We start from the raw sequence: 13,637 nt of genomic DNA, 5'->3' as shown, positions 1-13,637 counted from the left end.
CTATCCTTTTAAAATAGTTTCTATTTCTTGTAATTCGCTACTTGAAAACTCTAGTTTATCAAGCGCCGCGATATTGTCTTTTAATTGAGAAACCTTACTCACACCCACAAGCACCGATGTCACACGCTTATCTTTAAGCAACCATGCGATCGCCATTTGTGCAAGACTTTGACCACGCTCTTGAGCAATTGCATTTAATTTTTGAGCTTTAGCAACTACTTCTTCGGTGATCTGGTTTTCATTAAGGTAACTACCATCTTTTTTTGCTCGTGAATCTTCAGGAATACCATTAAGGTATTTGCCAGTAAGAATTCCTTGTTCAAGCGGTGAGAAAACAATGCTTCCCAGACCGGTTTCTTCAAGCGCATCTAGCAGACCATCTTCAACCCAGCGATCCATCATGTTGTAACGTGGTTGATGAATAAGAAATGGTGTTCCCATGTCTTTAAGAAGTTTGGCTGCTTTTCGCGTAAGCGCATCATCATACTGAGAAACGCCAACGTAAAGCGCCTTACCAGAACGCACAATTTGATCTAGCGCGCCCATTGTTTCTTCTAGCGGAGTGTCTGGATCTGGGCGGTGGTGATAAAAAATATCTACATAATCTAATCCCATGCGTTGCAGCGATTGATCAAGACTTGCGATCAAATATTTACGCGAACCAAAGTTACCATAAGGTCCAGGCCACATATCCCAACCTGCTTTTGAAGAAATTATAAGTTCGTCGCGATATTGCTTAAAATCTTGAGCAAAGATCTTCCCGAAGTTCTTCTCTGCCGTACCATAAGGAGGCCCATAATTATTAGCAAGGTCAAAATGCGTCACGCCATTGTCAAAGGCGGTTCTTAAAATGCTACGACCGTTCTCAAAATCGTCTACATCGCCGAAGTTATGCCACAGACCTAGTGAGATCATAGGCAGATCTATACCGCTTTTTCCGCAACGACGGAATTTCATTTTTTCATATCTATCCTCAGCTGCTTTGAATTTGCTCATAATTTATATTTTAATTTTAGGGTTGTTAAAAATAAATAAGTATCTGATTTATAGAAGCATTTAAAAGAATAAATCTTTTATGCTTCTACTTTTTTCTTTAATTCTATCACAGTGATTTCTGGCCAGATGCCCACTCTACCGGGATATGCGAGATAACCAAATCCACGATTTACATTGATCATGCGCTTGCCTTCATTGTAAATTCCGGCCCAATTTTTATAGCGGTACTGCACAGGGCTCCACTTTAAAAATCCGGAGATTTCAATGCCAAACTGCATTCCATGCGTGTGTCCACTTAAGGTAAGTTGATAATTACGCGCATCATTTTTCACCTTTTCTTCCCAGTGCGAAGGATCATGACTCATTAATATAGTAAAATCTTCAGCTCCCAGAGTACCGGTTGCAAGATCAAGATCACCTTTTTGTTTAAAACCAGCTCCCCAGTTCTCAACACCTACTAAGTGAATTTTTTCTTCACCACGGTTTATCGTTCTATTCTCGTTAAGCAAGATATCCCAGCCCATTTCTCGCTCTAACTGTATAAGATCTTGCAGGTTTTTTTCTTTCGCTTCCGCGGAATCCCATTCTACATAATCACCATAATCGTGATTACCTAGTACAGAATACACACCGTCTTTCGCCGAAAGGCTTGAAAAAAGATCTTTATAATCGTGCATTTCTGTAGCCATATTATTTACAAGGTCACCTGTAAAAAGGATCACATCACTTTTTTGCTCATTAATAAGGTCTACACCATAAGCCACTTTCTCGTGATTATCAAAACTACCGCTGTGAATATCGCTTACTTGCGTGATCGTGTACCCATCAAAGGCTTCTGGAAGATCATCAAACTCTAGCTGATACTTCAGCACGCGGTAACGATATTTGCCTTTATACATACCATACAACAGCGACGCAAACGGGATCGCGGCCAAGCCTAAAGCCACAGTACTCAGAAATTTTCTGCGATCAGGAATGCTGAAGGACTCAGATCTTACAAAAATAGATCTCCCTGCCGCCACAAAAAATCTAACGATATCTTCACCAAACATCACCAGAAGCAAGACCAGTTTTGAGACAAAAAAGGCAAGAAAGATCCCAAAACCATACATAAACCCAGTACCTAAGCCCGCACTTTGATCCTTCGTGCTGATCTGGTAAATAAAGTTTATAAGAACAGCCACAGAGAGTGCAAGCCACAAATAGTGTAACCATTGATTTTTTACAACAGTTTTAAATGCTTGAAAAGCATAAAGGTCTACAAGAATGTAAGCCACGATAAAAATGAGCCAACGCATAGAAAAATTTTAGGGATACTAAATTAGAACATCATAGGTCTTTTGGCTGCAGCCAAAAGAAATTTTATACATATTTGACCTAAACACGGTATCTTCCCCATATGAAAAGAAGAAATTTTTTAAGCCACAGCACCTTGGGAAGTCTCGCACTTTCCATGGGACTCATATCTACGTCGCAACTTAAGGCCAGCCCTAACAAAAAGAACACTACTATGAAAAGATCTAACGGCCCTGTAAGCATCTGTACTTGGCGCTTTGAGAAAGCAAATGCCACTTGTGGTGCTCTCCTAGATCAAGGCAAACCTGCACTAGACGCAGTGATATTAGGCGTTGCGGTTGAAGAAGAAAATATAAAAAACACCACCGTAGGTAAAGGTGGTGCTCCAGATCGCGAAGGTCATGTAACCCTAGATGCCTGCGTGATGGATAAGCATGGCAATGCAGGTTCTGTCGCTGCTGTAGAAAACATCACAAATGTTGCTGCGCTTGCGCGAAAAGTAATGGAAGACACTCCACATGTAATGATGGTAGGTGAAGGTGCAGAGCAACTTGCGGTAGATAGCGGTTTTACAAGAGAAGACCTCCTTACCGAAGAATCTGAGAAAGCATGGAAAAAATGGCTTGAAACATCAGATTATAAACCCATCATTAATATCGAAAACCACGATACCATCGGGATGGTAGCCATGGATGCAAACGGTGATATTAGCGGCGCTTGTACAACTAGCGGTTTAGCTTATAAAATGCGTGGTCGCGTGGGAGATTCGCCTATAATAGGCAGCGGACTTTTTATTGATAATGAGATAGGTGGAGCAGCTGCAACCGGTATGGGAGAAGAAGTGATCAAGAGCGTAGGGAGCTTTCTTATTGTAGAATTAATGAGAAATGGCATGTCTCCACAACAAGCGTGCGAAGAAGCCGTTAATAGAATAGTTACTAAGAATCCAAAATACACAGATTTTCAAGTAGCTTATGTTGCAATGAATAAAGCTGGAGAAACTGGTTCTTATTGTATTCATCCTGGATTTACCATGATGCAATATAAGGATGGTAAGAATGAAGCAATTGCCTCAAAAAGTTTTATAACTAATTAATTTTGAAAAAATTAAACTTTTTATGCTTGTTTCTTAACAAGTAAAAACTATATATTTGTTTAAGCACTTTGTGCTAAAAATTGTTGTAATTGACTTGTAATAATCAATTATGATTTGGGGTGAAAGCCAGCTATTTTAGCTGGCTTTCTTTATGTAATAAACTTTCCTCAAAAGTATAGCGCAAAAAAAAAAGAAGCTTAAAGCTCCTTTTTCTTCATGTCTTTTAAAAGACGATATATTGAATACATCGCGGTTGTTACTAACAAGGCCATGCTACTGACCTCGAAAACGATTGAGGTATACATAATTATGAGGGGATTTAGGGTTATAAGTTTTTAGTTGTGTCAGTAAATTTAACGAAAAACAATTCTTTTAACCAAAAATTAACAAGCAAAAATTAACGAAACCTAGAAAAAAACTAGTAAAAAGTGGTAAATTATTAACTAATTCGTTTTACCTCTCTTTATAAATATCAAAAATGGATATTGGCTTTACTTCAAATAGAAGCAGGTAAACTTATAATCAATGATCGCTTTACCTTTTTTTAATACATCAGCGCCAATAATTCCGCTTACAGCGGGAATACCATGATTAATTAGCGCAGTATTTACATGATTAAGGTCAAAAAGTACAACGTTGCTCTTTTTGTTTTTCCATTTACCTATCTCGATCACATTGTTCTGCGAAAGCTGTGTAAGCATATCTACCGCGCCAGCGCCGGCAGCTTTAACTTCACTTTCTTCAGCAAGAAGTTTAAACTTTTCTATCCCTTCAAAGCCCACGCAGGTATTAGATGCTCCTGTATCAAGTATAAATTTGCCCTCTACACCATTGATCTTTGCATCAAAAACAAAATGACCCGTCTCTGTCTCATTTAATTTTATGCGCTTGTATTTTTTGGTTTTCAGGAAACTGCGAAGAGAAGCCATATCTTTTTTATAGAACTTAAGTAAAAAGTATTGCGAAATTAAACTTTACACCTCAAAATGTATCTTAAAGTTTACATTCGCTCGCTTCTAAACTTATAAATTTACCCCATGTATTTTATAGATTCCCATACGCATATATATGGTGAAGATTTTGATAGCGATCGTGACCAGGCTATTCAAAACGCCATAGCGCATAAAATAAACGAATTTGTTCTTCCTGCAATAGACTCAGAGTATACCACAAGAATGCTTGACCTTAAAAAAGCATATCCTGAGATCATGCATCTTATGACAGGTTTACATCCTACGCATGTTAAGCCAGAGTCAATAGACAAAGAACTTGCGCATGTTGAACAACGCTTACAAGAAGGCGATGTTTGTGCCGTGGGAGAAATAGGCGTAGATCTATATTGGGATAAATCTACCCTTGATCTACAGAAGCAGGCTTTCGCCAAACAGATACAGTGGGCAAAACAGCACGATCTTCCTATTGTAATACATTGTAGAGATGCCTTTGACGAAGTTTTTGAAGTGCTAGAAGCTGAAAAAAGCGAAAAACTTAGAGGCGTTTTTCATTGTTTCACCGGCACATTAGAAAATGCTAAAAAAGCGCTTACCTATAATCTTAAACTGGGTATAGGCGGTGTGGTCACTTTTAAGAATGGTAAGATCGATAAATTCTTGCATGAGATAGACCTTGAGCATATCGTGCTAGAAACAGATGCGCCTTACTTAGCTCCTACTCCTTTTCGCGGTAAGCGTAATGAAAGTGCATACATAAGACACATTGCTGAAAAAGTCGCTGAAATATATAACTTGCCACTTGAAAAAATAGCAGAGATAACGACACAAAATTGCAAAGAGATCTTTGCAATATAACCTAACTAAACCATCATAAAAGTGACTGAATTTGAGAAAATAAGACCCTACAACGACGACGAAGTCAATGAAGTCTTAAAAGAATTTGCGAATCACCCGATGTTTAAGGCGCTTTTGCAGTTCACTTTTCCTGAGAAGAGTTTTGAAGAAATAAAGGAGATTCTCGCAGGTTGCCATTCTATTTTTGATTTTCAGACAAAGGTGATCTACAATAGCATCCAGAAGGTGCTTGAGAAGAGTACTGATGGCCTTTCGACCTCTGGTTTTGACACTTTAGATAAAAATACTTCTTACCTATATCTGTCAAATCACCGGGATATAATTCTTGACACATCCTTTATTAACGTTGCGCTTTTTGAGCATGAGCAAAAAATGACCGCAAGTGCGATAGGTGACAACTTGGTTCACAAACCATTTTTAATGGCTTTGTCTCGCCTTAATCGCAATTTTCTTGTACAAAGAAGTCTTTCTCCGCGCGAGATGTTAAGAAGTAGTCAGATACTTTCAAAGTACATATTTTATCTTCTTAAGGAGAAAAAGCAATCTATCTGGTTAGCTCAAAGAGAAGGCCGTACAAAAGATGGAAATGATAAAACGCAGCAGGGTGTTTTAAAAATGCTTGCTTTGGCTAAAGCCAAAGAAACTGATGTAATATCGTATCTCAAAACATTAAATATTGTTCCTGTGGCGATAAGCTATGAATTTGATCCCACAGATATTTTAAAGGTTCCAGAACTGGTTGCAAAAAATATGGACGTAGAATATGTGAAGAGCAACAATGAAGATTTTAATAGCATTTTACAGGGGGCTCTAGGCCAAAAGAAGCGCGTTCACATTGCTGTAGGCTCACTTGATGAGTCTATTTATGAGAACATCAAAGCAATGGACGTTTCAGAAAATGACAAACTCCAAGCGCTTGCCAGTGCTATTGACAAAGAAATATACAAATTGTATAAACTTTGGCCATCAAATTATGTCGCAATGGACTTGCTTACAGATTCAGACAAATATTCTTATGCCTACACAGCAAAAGATATGCGACACTTTCAAAGAAGACTTGAGCGCCGCATAGATTGCAGTGACGCTGTTGCGAAAGAAAGTTTCTTAAGCATGTATGCAAACCCTGTAAAAAACAGAGAGAACAATTAATGAGTAATAGTAAGGTCTTAATAATTTATACTGGTGGTACTATAGGTATGATCAGAGATTTTGAAACTGGAGCGCTCAAGGTTTTTAACTTTGAGAATCTCCTTGAAAAAATCCCTGAACTTAAATTATTAGACTGTGAGATCTCTACAGTTTCTTTTGACGAGCCCTTAGATAGCTCAAACATGCAGCCCGAAGATTGGTACAAAATGGGCAGTATCATTAAAGAGAACTATGAGCAATTTGACGGATTTGTAATTCTACACGGTAGCGACACCATGAGTTACACTGCCAGCGCGCTTAGTTTTATGATGGAAAATCTGGGCAAGCCTGTAATCCTCACAGGTTCTCAATTACCCATTGGCGACTTACGCACAGATGCTAAAGAAAATCTTATCACCTCGGTTCAACTAGCTGCGTTAAAAAACGAAAAAGGAAAATCCATTATTAACGAAGTAGGATTATACTTTGAGTACAAACTATATAGAGGCAATCGCTCTACTAAAATAAGTGCTGAATATTTTGAGGCTTTTGAGTCTCCTAACTATCCAGCTCTGGTAAACTCTGGCTTACATCTTAAAATAGATCATGGCGCTTTAGCGCGAAAAAGTAAAAAGAAATTCAAATTGCATAAAAACATGGTTGCAGATGTGCTCGTATTACATCTTTATCCTGGAATTACTCAAAACATGCTAGAATCTTTAACAACATCATCTATATATAAAGGAGTAATTTTATTAACATTTGGCACCGGAAACGCCTCAACTAAGCCATGGTTTTTAGAAAATTTGAAAAATATTATCAAAAAAGGAATTCCGGTAGTTAATATTACCCAGTGCACATCAGGCAGTGTTCAAATGGGTAATTATGAGACGAGTGCAGACCTCAAAAATATGGGCATTATAGATGGCAAAGATCTAACAATAGAAGCAGCGATCACAAAAATGATGTATCTGCTGGGTCAAAATTTGTCGCCAAAGGTCTTTAAGACTATATTTGAAACCTCGTTACGGGGAGAAATGGTTTAAATTTTTATTAAGTAAACCATTTTGCGTTGCGGATTTGACATATTTTTTGTTAATTGGCGACCCGTTAAAAACAGGTGTAGCTAATTACATTTCGGGCAGAAGCCATAAGAAGAGAGGTGGCCGAGTGGTCGAAGGCGCACGCCTGGAAAGTGTGTATACGTCAAAAGCGTATCGAGGGTTCGAATCCCTTCCTCTCTGCGAATTTTTAATTTTTTGTATAATTTATTTTATATCTTTATCACTTTACTAACTAATTATTAAGATCAATAGCAATGAAAAGATTATTTTCCATTTTGGTAATCGCAGCTGTAGCGGCTTTAGGTAATTACTCGGCTCAGGCTAGTACTAACGCACCTATCACCGCAAGCTCTACTGTAATAACCGCAGCTCAGGATGATGCCGCAGAAGCATCAGCAGATGATGAAACTGAGTCGCTAAGTTTTACTCAAGAACTTAAAAAACGTTTTATTGAAGGGGGTCCTGGTTTCATGGGTATCGTACTTCTTTGTTTGATTTTAGGTCTTGCGATTGCTATCGAAAGAATTATATATCTAAACCTTGCAACTACAAATACTAAGAAACTTGCACAAGACGTTGAAGACGCTCTTAACAGTGGTGGTATTGAAGCTGCTAAAGAAGTTTGTCGTAACACTCGTGGTCCTGTAGCTTCTATCTACTATCAAGGTCTTGACCGTGTAGACGAAGGTATCGACGCTGCTGAGAAAGCTGTTGTAGCTTACGGTGGTGTACAAATGGGTCAACTTGAGAAAAACGTATCTTGGGTATCATTATTTATCGCACTTGCACCGATGCTTGGTTTCATGGGTACGGTAATTGGTATGATCCAGGCATTTGACAAAATTGAGGCAGCTGGTGACATGCAACCTTCTCTTGTAGCGGGTGGTATTAAAGTAGCACTTCTTACAACTGTATTCGGTCTTATTGTAGCGATTATCCTTCAGATTTTCTATAACTACATCATCGCTAAGATTGATAGCATCGTTAACGATATGGAAGATGCATCTATCACTCTTATCGACATGCTTGTTCGTTACAAAAAGTAAGAAACCCATTTAAAGAAAACATAGTCTATTATGTTACATAAAGTATTAAAAATTGTTGCCTTCATCCTATCGATTCTTGGAGCTATCTGGCTACTTAGAATCATCCTGGCAGGCGACGCAGAAATAGAGGCATCTCCTGATCTACAGGATAGTCTTGTGACTCCTTTCATTTACATTACTTATGCTACACTTGCAATTATACTTGTGTCCGTAGTAGTGTTTGTATTGAAAAACATTTTAACTAATCCTAAGACCTTTAAAAATGCTCTTATAGGTATAGTTATCTTCCTAGCTGTAGTTGGTATCTCATTTGGTATCGCAAGCGGTGAAGAAACTCCTATAGGTGACGATGGTGAAGTACTTTCTGCTACAGCTGTACGCTGGGTAGAGGCTGGTCTATATGTATTCTACATACTAGCTGTACTTGCAGTCGGAGCAATGGTATTCTCAGGAGTTAGAAAATTAGCAAAGTAAATTATGGCAAGAAGATCAGCCCCAGAAGTTAATGCAGGATCTATGGCAGACATTGCCTTCCTTCTGCTTATCTTCTTTCTAGTAACAACAACAATTGAGACAGATAGCGGTATTAGTCGTAAGCTTCCGCCTGAACTGGATGAAAACATGCCTCCACCACCTCAGATTAAAGAGAGAAACCTCTTTATAGTTATGGTGAACGGTAATGGTGAATTGCTTGTTGAAGACGAACTAATGGAGCTTAAAGACCTTCGTGCTGCTGCTGTAGCTTTTTTAGATAATGGTGCTGGTACTGGTGATGACGCATGTTCTTATTGCCAGGGATCAAAAGATCCTGCATCTTCTGTAAATCCTGAGAAGGCGATTATCTCGCTTCAGAATAACAGAACAACATCTTACAAGCGCTATATAGCTGTACAGAATGAACTTGTAGCTGCATATAATGAACTTAGGAACAGAGAAGCTCAAAGGCTTTATGGAACCTCTTTCATTGAATTAGAGACTCGCTACAATGATGCTCGTACTTCGGAATCTGATAAAAATAAGATCAAGCCGCAGTTAGAGACCATTCGCGAGATGTATCCAGAAAAGCTTTCAGAAGCTGAACCTAAAAAGTAATATTTAAAAGCACTTTCTCATGTCAAAATTTAAGAAGAAAAAGGGTGGAGAACTTCCAGCGATCAGCACGGCTTCATTGCCAGATATCGTTTTTATGCTCCTGTTTTTCTTTATGGTTGCAACAGTAATGCGTGATGACACGTTGATGATTAAAAACAATCTTCCTACTGCAGACCAAATTGAGAAACTGGACAAGAAAGATCTAGTAATGAATATTTATGCAGGCGCACCAAGCCCTAGATATCAAAGTACTTTTGGAACGGAAGCTGTAATTCAGTTGAATGATAAAATCTCAACAGTTTCAGAAATCCAAAACTTTATTTTTGAAGAAAGGGCTAGTAAAAGACAAGAGCTTGTACCATACCTTACCACTGCTTTAAAAGTGGATGGTGAAGCTAATATGGGTCTTGTTTCTGATATTAAACAGGAACTTAGAAAAGCAAATGCTCTTAAAATTAATTACGTTACTAAATCTGGTGACGCTGTTAACAGCAATGACTAGATTTTAAGATCTTATTAATTATAAAACGCTCCGAAATTCGGAGCGTTTTTATTTTATTAAAGCTTATTATCCTACCTTTATTTTCAATGAAAAGGATAATCATTTTTATACTTCTTGCGTTTATAGCAACTCAGCTCACGGCTCAAACTACACCTGCTGAAAATGATACTTTGGTTGACACCAAATATCGCGAAGATCAATTTTACCTTGCTGTAACCTTCAACCTACTCGTTAATAAGCCAGATAACCTACAACAAAACGGCTTCAGTGGTGGATTGCACTTTGGAGCTATAAGAGATATGCCAATCAATGCTAAAAGAAACTGGGCAATTGGCCTGGGAGCTGGTTTTAGCATGAACACATATAACCAGAATCTTTTAATTGGTGAAACTACAGGCAAGGTAACAACCTTTGAAATAATTGAGAGCAATCGAGATTATAACAAAAACTGGCTTTCAACTTATCTTGTAGAATTTCCGCTACAGTTAAGATGGCGAACAAGTACGCCTACCACAAATAAGTTCTGGAGAATATATAGTGGAGTTCAATTGGGATACATTTTCGCCCATAAGGCAAACTTTGAAGACACCGCGACAAGAATAGTAAATACAGATATACCAGAGCTAGAAAAACTTCGTTACGCCGCCACTTTTAGCTTTGGTTATGAAACCTTCAACTTCTATTTTCAATACAACATCACACCATTTTTTAATAGTAATGTAAGAACAATTGATGACCAACCACTAGAACTTAATAATTTTAAGTTAGGTCTGATCTTCTATATTCTATAGCCAATAGTAGAAAATAAATATCTGAGGCAGACAGCCAACTACAATTCCTAGAAGTAATTCAAGAACCGTATGCGCTTTGTAGATCAATCTAGAAGAAGCCGTACAACCCAAGCAAAATACAAGCAAAGCTAACACAGGAAGAAGATTCTCTGCATAATGTATGCTTAGACCCATTACAAAGGTGAAAACGCCTGATAAACCAACCATATGCAGACTAGCGCGCACTTTGAACAAGGCAAGAACAAAAAGAATTACAGAAGTAACTAGAATACCCAAAAAGAAATAATACAATTCTGGGAATTCATAGCCATTTACTACAATCTTTAGAATTAGCAATGTCAAAGCCATGTTACAAAGCAAAGGAAGTCTGCGCTGCTTAACCTTTGGGATAAAGGCTGATTCAACCAATTGTAAATTTCGCAAAAGCAAAAAAAACAAAATTGGCACTACAATGGTCAAGATCGTTATCGCAAACAACTTAGCATACAGAAAAGATTCTGGGATATACTTTTTCGTAATAACGAAATAAATACCAACGCCTAACATAGGCATCAATAACGGATGAAAAATATAGGAAAATGATCTAAGAAATGCTTTCATCAGATCTGTTTGCGTAAACGAGCCACAGGAATATCAAGTTGCTCTCTATATTTTGCCACTGTTCTTCTTGCGATAGGATAACCTTTATCTTTTAAGATCTTTGCTAGCTTATCATCTGTAAGCGGCTTTCTTTTATTTTCCTCCTCAATTGTGATCTCAAGGATCTTTTTGATCTCGCGGGTAGAAACCTCCTCGCCTTGATCGTTTGTCATGCTTTCGCTGAAAAACTCTTTGATAAGTTTTATTCCATACGGTGTATCTACATACTTGCTATTGGCAACGCGAGACACAGTTGAAACATCCATGTCGATCTCATCTGCAATGTCCTTAAGTATCATAGGTCGCAAATTACGCTCATCACCAGTAAGGAAATACTCTTCCTGATAATGCATAATTGAACTCATGGTCACAAAAAGCGTCTGCTGACGTTGACGAATGGCTTCAATAAACCATTTTGCAGCATCTAACTTTTGCTTAATAAAAAGTACAGCATCACGTTGAGATTTGCTTTTCTCTTTAGACTCTTTATATCCTTTCATCATCTCGCTGTACTCACGAGAAACATGCATTTCTGGAGCGTTACGACCATTTAAGGTAAGTTCTAATTCGCCATCTACAATACGAATAGTAAAATCTGGAACAACATGCTCCACAACTCTTGTGTTACTAGAATAAGAGCTGCCAGGTTTAGGATTAAGATGAGAAATTTCTTCTATCGCATCCTTTAACTGCTCTTCTGTAATATCATATTTACTGATGAGCTTCTGATAATGTTTCTTGCTGAAATGCTCAAAAGACTTTTCTAATATGGCTATAGCCAATTCTACTGCTTCTGTGACATCTTTTCGCTTGAGCTGAATAAGTAAACATTCTTCAAGACTTCTCGCGCCTACGCCTGCAGGATCGAGTCTCTGGACCAAACCGAGCACTTTTTCAATTTTATCTTCTGTAGTATAGATGTTTTGCGTGAAAGCAAGATCATCCATAATATCAACGATAGATCTTCTTAAATATCCGCTTTCATCTACACTTCCTATCAAAAACTCTGCGATCTCACGCTCCTCTTCATCTAATCTGAAGGTATTCAACTGTGATTGTAAATGCTGTGTAAAAGTAGTTCCTGATGCATAAGGCACTTGCTTATCTTCATCATCAGCACTGTAATTATTAGCATTGAGTCTGTAGTTTGGTATTTCGTCGTCAGACAAATACTCATCTACATTGATCTCTGCTTCTATGCTGTCTGACTCATACTCTTGATCTGATGAATTATCAAATTCATCATAATCATCTTTACTTTCTTCTCGCCCACTATCAAGCGCAGGATTTTCTTCAAGTTCCTGTTTTACTCTTTGCTCAAAAGCCTGAGTAGGAAGTTGAATAAGCTTCATCAACTGTATTTGTTGAGGAGAAAGCTTTTGTGAAAGTTTGAAATTTAATTGTTGCTTAAGCATGAATATCAATAGTGTTCCTCACAAAAATACGCAATTGACCATATACTCTTAAGCGAATATTTTGTTAACACTTAAAGTAAAATGAATTTTGGGCTGAAAATTGATGCGAACTATTCTGGTTCAAAAATACCATTCTTGATCGCGTAGATAACAAGGCCGGTTCTGTTCTTTACATTAAGTTTTTGAAAAACAGTTTCACAATAGCCTTCAATGGTTTTTGGGCTTAAGCACATTCTATCAGCCACCTCTTTATAGGTTATCTCTGTACACGCATGCTGAATGAATTCTATCTCACGCGGCTTCAACTTAACCTCATCGTTCCCCTCATTGTCTATTGCCTTTTTAACGTTCTTAGTGTAGTAATACCCCGTGCGCATTACTTCGTTAATGGCAAATTGCAAGACGTCTTTTTTTACATCTTTAAGAAGATATCCTCTAGCACCCGCCCGAACCATATTGCGTATGATTTGCTCATCTGCTTCTATGGTAAGTGCAATGATCTTAAGTTTAGGATGCTTTTTTGTGAGGTATGCTGTACTCTCAATACCGCCCATAATAGGCATTTTTACATCCATAAGCACAAGGTCTGGCCGCTCGCCTCCTTCTACTTCAAGATATTCTATAAATTCACGCCCGTGTTTTGAGATATTAACGACTTCTACATTCGCAAACTGAGAAACCAGACCTGCGATAGCCTGAGACAATAAGGTGTGATCGTCAACAACTGCAACTTTTATCTTCATTGTATTTGCAATATGTCAAGG

Annotated in this window: 15 protein-coding genes and 1 tRNA gene; 10 read left to right on the top strand and 6 right to left on the bottom strand. The window is 38.0% G+C overall.

The window, feature by feature from the left end; translation table 11 throughout:
* Both mgrA and ACZ5L8_RS14970 read right to left on the bottom strand, forming a co-directional pair.
* Entirely contained in the window at positions 1 to 996 is a 996-nt protein-coding gene (mgrA, locus tag ACZ5L8_RS14975; RefSeq protein WP_464438466.1) for an L-glyceraldehyde 3-phosphate reductase, read from the bottom strand.
* Between the two features lie 77 nt (positions 997 to 1,073).
* Entirely contained in the window at positions 1,074 to 2,294 is a 1,221-nt protein-coding gene (locus ACZ5L8_RS14970) for a metallophosphoesterase (protein ID WP_464438465.1), read from the bottom strand.
* A gap of 101 nt (positions 2,295 to 2,395) precedes the next feature.
* Here ACZ5L8_RS14970 and ACZ5L8_RS14965 point away from each other — a divergent pair, with 101 nt between their 5' ends.
* The gene (locus ACZ5L8_RS14965) at positions 2,396 to 3,388 is read left to right on the top strand and encodes an isoaspartyl peptidase/L-asparaginase family protein (protein WP_464438464.1); all 993 of its coding nucleotides are present in this window, start codon (positions 2,396 to 2,398) and stop codon (positions 3,386 to 3,388) included.
* Between the two features lie 491 nt (positions 3,389 to 3,879).
* Here the strand turns inward: ACZ5L8_RS14965 and ACZ5L8_RS14960 are convergent, their stop codons facing one another.
* A complete protein-coding gene (locus ACZ5L8_RS14960; RefSeq protein ID WP_462599840.1) occupies positions 3,880 to 4,317 on the bottom strand; it encodes a retropepsin-like aspartic protease in 438 nt (145 codons plus the stop codon).
* Positions 4,318 to 4,425: 108 nt separating this feature from the next.
* Between ACZ5L8_RS14960 and ACZ5L8_RS14955 the strand changes: the two genes are divergently transcribed.
* The 9 genes from ACZ5L8_RS14955 (at position 4,426) to ACZ5L8_RS14915 (ending at position 10,819) form a co-directional block, all read left to right on the top strand.
* Complete coding sequence (locus tag ACZ5L8_RS14955; RefSeq protein ID WP_464438463.1) at positions 4,426 to 5,196, top strand: TatD family hydrolase; 771 nt, start codon at positions 4,426 to 4,428, stop codon at positions 5,194 to 5,196.
* 21 nt (positions 5,197 to 5,217) lie between these two features.
* The gene (locus tag ACZ5L8_RS14950; RefSeq protein WP_464438462.1) at positions 5,218 to 6,345 is read left to right on the top strand and encodes a 1-acyl-sn-glycerol-3-phosphate acyltransferase; all 1,128 of its coding nucleotides are present in this window, start codon (positions 5,218 to 5,220) and stop codon (positions 6,343 to 6,345) included.
* Positions 6,345 to 7,370 carry an asparaginase gene (locus ACZ5L8_RS14945; protein ID WP_464438461.1) on the top strand — a complete coding sequence of 342 codons (1,026 nt, stop codon included), beginning with the start codon at positions 6,345 to 6,347 and terminating at the stop codon, positions 7,368 to 7,370. The genes ACZ5L8_RS14950 and ACZ5L8_RS14945 overlap by 1 nt, the downstream gene beginning before the upstream one ends.
* A gap of 110 nt (positions 7,371 to 7,480) precedes the next feature.
* Positions 7,481 to 7,568: transfer RNA gene (locus tag ACZ5L8_RS14940), tRNA-Ser, on the top strand.
* Positions 7,569 to 7,642: 74 nt separating this feature from the next.
* Positions 7,643 to 8,434 carry a MotA/TolQ/ExbB proton channel family protein gene (locus ACZ5L8_RS14935; protein ID WP_464438460.1) on the top strand — a complete coding sequence of 264 codons (792 nt, stop codon included), beginning with the start codon at positions 7,643 to 7,645 and terminating at the stop codon, positions 8,432 to 8,434.
* A gap of 30 nt (positions 8,435 to 8,464) precedes the next feature.
* Positions 8,465 to 8,908 carry a hypothetical protein gene (locus ACZ5L8_RS14930; RefSeq protein ID WP_464438459.1) on the top strand — a complete coding sequence of 148 codons (444 nt, stop codon included), beginning with the start codon at positions 8,465 to 8,467 and terminating at the stop codon, positions 8,906 to 8,908.
* A 3-nt stretch (positions 8,909 to 8,911) separates the two neighbouring features.
* Positions 8,912 to 9,526 carry an ExbD/TolR family protein gene (locus tag ACZ5L8_RS14925; protein ID WP_464438458.1) on the top strand — a complete coding sequence of 205 codons (615 nt, stop codon included), beginning with the start codon at positions 8,912 to 8,914 and terminating at the stop codon, positions 9,524 to 9,526.
* A 19-nt stretch (positions 9,527 to 9,545) separates the two neighbouring features.
* Positions 9,546 to 10,028 (top strand): ExbD/TolR family protein, encoded by a 483-nt coding sequence (locus ACZ5L8_RS14920; RefSeq protein ID WP_464438456.1) that lies wholly within the window; start codon positions 9,546 to 9,548, stop codon positions 10,026 to 10,028.
* 86 nt (positions 10,029 to 10,114) lie between these two features.
* Positions 10,115 to 10,819, top strand: a complete 705-nt coding sequence (locus tag ACZ5L8_RS14915; RefSeq protein ID WP_464438455.1) for a porin family protein — start codon at positions 10,115 to 10,117, stop codon at positions 10,817 to 10,819.
* Here the strand turns inward: ACZ5L8_RS14915 and ACZ5L8_RS14910 are convergent.
* The 3 genes from ACZ5L8_RS14910 to ACZ5L8_RS14900 all read right to left on the bottom strand — a co-directional run bounded on the left by ACZ5L8_RS14910 (position 10,814) and on the right by ACZ5L8_RS14900 (position 13,616).
* Positions 10,814 to 11,419, bottom strand: coding sequence for a hypothetical protein (locus tag ACZ5L8_RS14910; RefSeq protein WP_464438454.1), 606 nt, complete (start codon positions 11,417 to 11,419; stop codon positions 10,814 to 10,816). The genes ACZ5L8_RS14915 and ACZ5L8_RS14910 overlap by 6 nt on opposite strands.
* The gene (gene rpoN / locus ACZ5L8_RS14905) at positions 11,419 to 12,873 is read right to left on the bottom strand and encodes an RNA polymerase factor sigma-54 (RefSeq protein WP_464438453.1); all 1,455 of its coding nucleotides are present in this window, start codon (positions 12,871 to 12,873) and stop codon (positions 11,419 to 11,421) included. The genes ACZ5L8_RS14910 and rpoN overlap by 1 nt, the downstream gene beginning before the upstream one ends.
* A 110-nt stretch (positions 12,874 to 12,983) precedes the next feature.
* On the bottom strand, positions 12,984 to 13,616 hold the full coding sequence (locus ACZ5L8_RS14900; RefSeq protein WP_464438452.1) for a response regulator: 633 nt from the start codon (positions 13,614 to 13,616) through the stop codon (positions 12,984 to 12,986).
* Positions 13,617 to 13,637: the final 21 nt, after the last annotated feature.

This window comes from Leeuwenhoekiella obamensis (assembly GCF_055391795.1).
Note: the sequence above shows the minus strand (reverse complement) of the source record. Positions and strands in the feature narration are given on the sequence as shown.

Bases quoted from the DNA above. Each gene is read 5' to 3' on its own strand.
- ACZ5L8_RS14945 (WP_464438461.1), top strand. From the start codon at position 6,345: ATGAGTAATAGTAAGGTCTTAATAATTTATACTGGTGGTACTATAGGT.
- ACZ5L8_RS14920 (WP_464438456.1), top strand. From the start codon at position 9,546: ATGTCAAAATTTAAGAAGAAAAAGGGTGGAGAACTTCCAGCGATCAGC.
- ACZ5L8_RS14955 (WP_464438463.1), top strand. From the start codon at position 4,426: ATGTATTTTATAGATTCCCATACGCATATATATGGTGAAGATTTTGAT.
- ACZ5L8_RS14970 (WP_464438465.1), bottom strand. From the start codon at position 2,294: ATGCGTTGGCTCATTTTTATCGTGGCTTACATTCTTGTAGACCTTTAT.
- ACZ5L8_RS14925 (WP_464438458.1), top strand. From the start codon at position 8,912: ATGGCAAGAAGATCAGCCCCAGAAGTTAATGCAGGATCTATGGCAGAC.
- ACZ5L8_RS14930 (WP_464438459.1), top strand. From the start codon at position 8,465: ATGTTACATAAAGTATTAAAAATTGTTGCCTTCATCCTATCGATTCTT.
- ACZ5L8_RS14910 (WP_464438454.1), bottom strand. From the start codon at position 11,419: ATGAAAGCATTTCTTAGATCATTTTCCTATATTTTTCATCCGTTATTG.
- ACZ5L8_RS14935 (WP_464438460.1), top strand. From the start codon at position 7,643: ATGAAAAGATTATTTTCCATTTTGGTAATCGCAGCTGTAGCGGCTTTA.
- ACZ5L8_RS14960 (WP_462599840.1), bottom strand. From the start codon at position 4,317: ATGGCTTCTCTTCGCAGTTTCCTGAAAACCAAAAAATACAAGCGCATA.
- ACZ5L8_RS14965 (WP_464438464.1), top strand. From the start codon at position 2,396: ATGAAAAGAAGAAATTTTTTAAGCCACAGCACCTTGGGAAGTCTCGCA.
- ACZ5L8_RS14915 (WP_464438455.1), top strand. From the start codon at position 10,115: ATGAAAAGGATAATCATTTTTATACTTCTTGCGTTTATAGCAACTCAG.
- ACZ5L8_RS14900 (WP_464438452.1), bottom strand. From the start codon at position 13,616: ATGAAGATAAAAGTTGCAGTTGTTGACGATCACACCTTATTGTCTCAG.
- mgrA (WP_464438466.1), bottom strand. From the start codon at position 996: ATGAGCAAATTCAAAGCAGCTGAGGATAGATATGAAAAAATGAAATTC.
- rpoN (WP_464438453.1), bottom strand. From the start codon at position 12,873: ATGCTTAAGCAACAATTAAATTTCAAACTTTCACAAAAGCTTTCTCCT.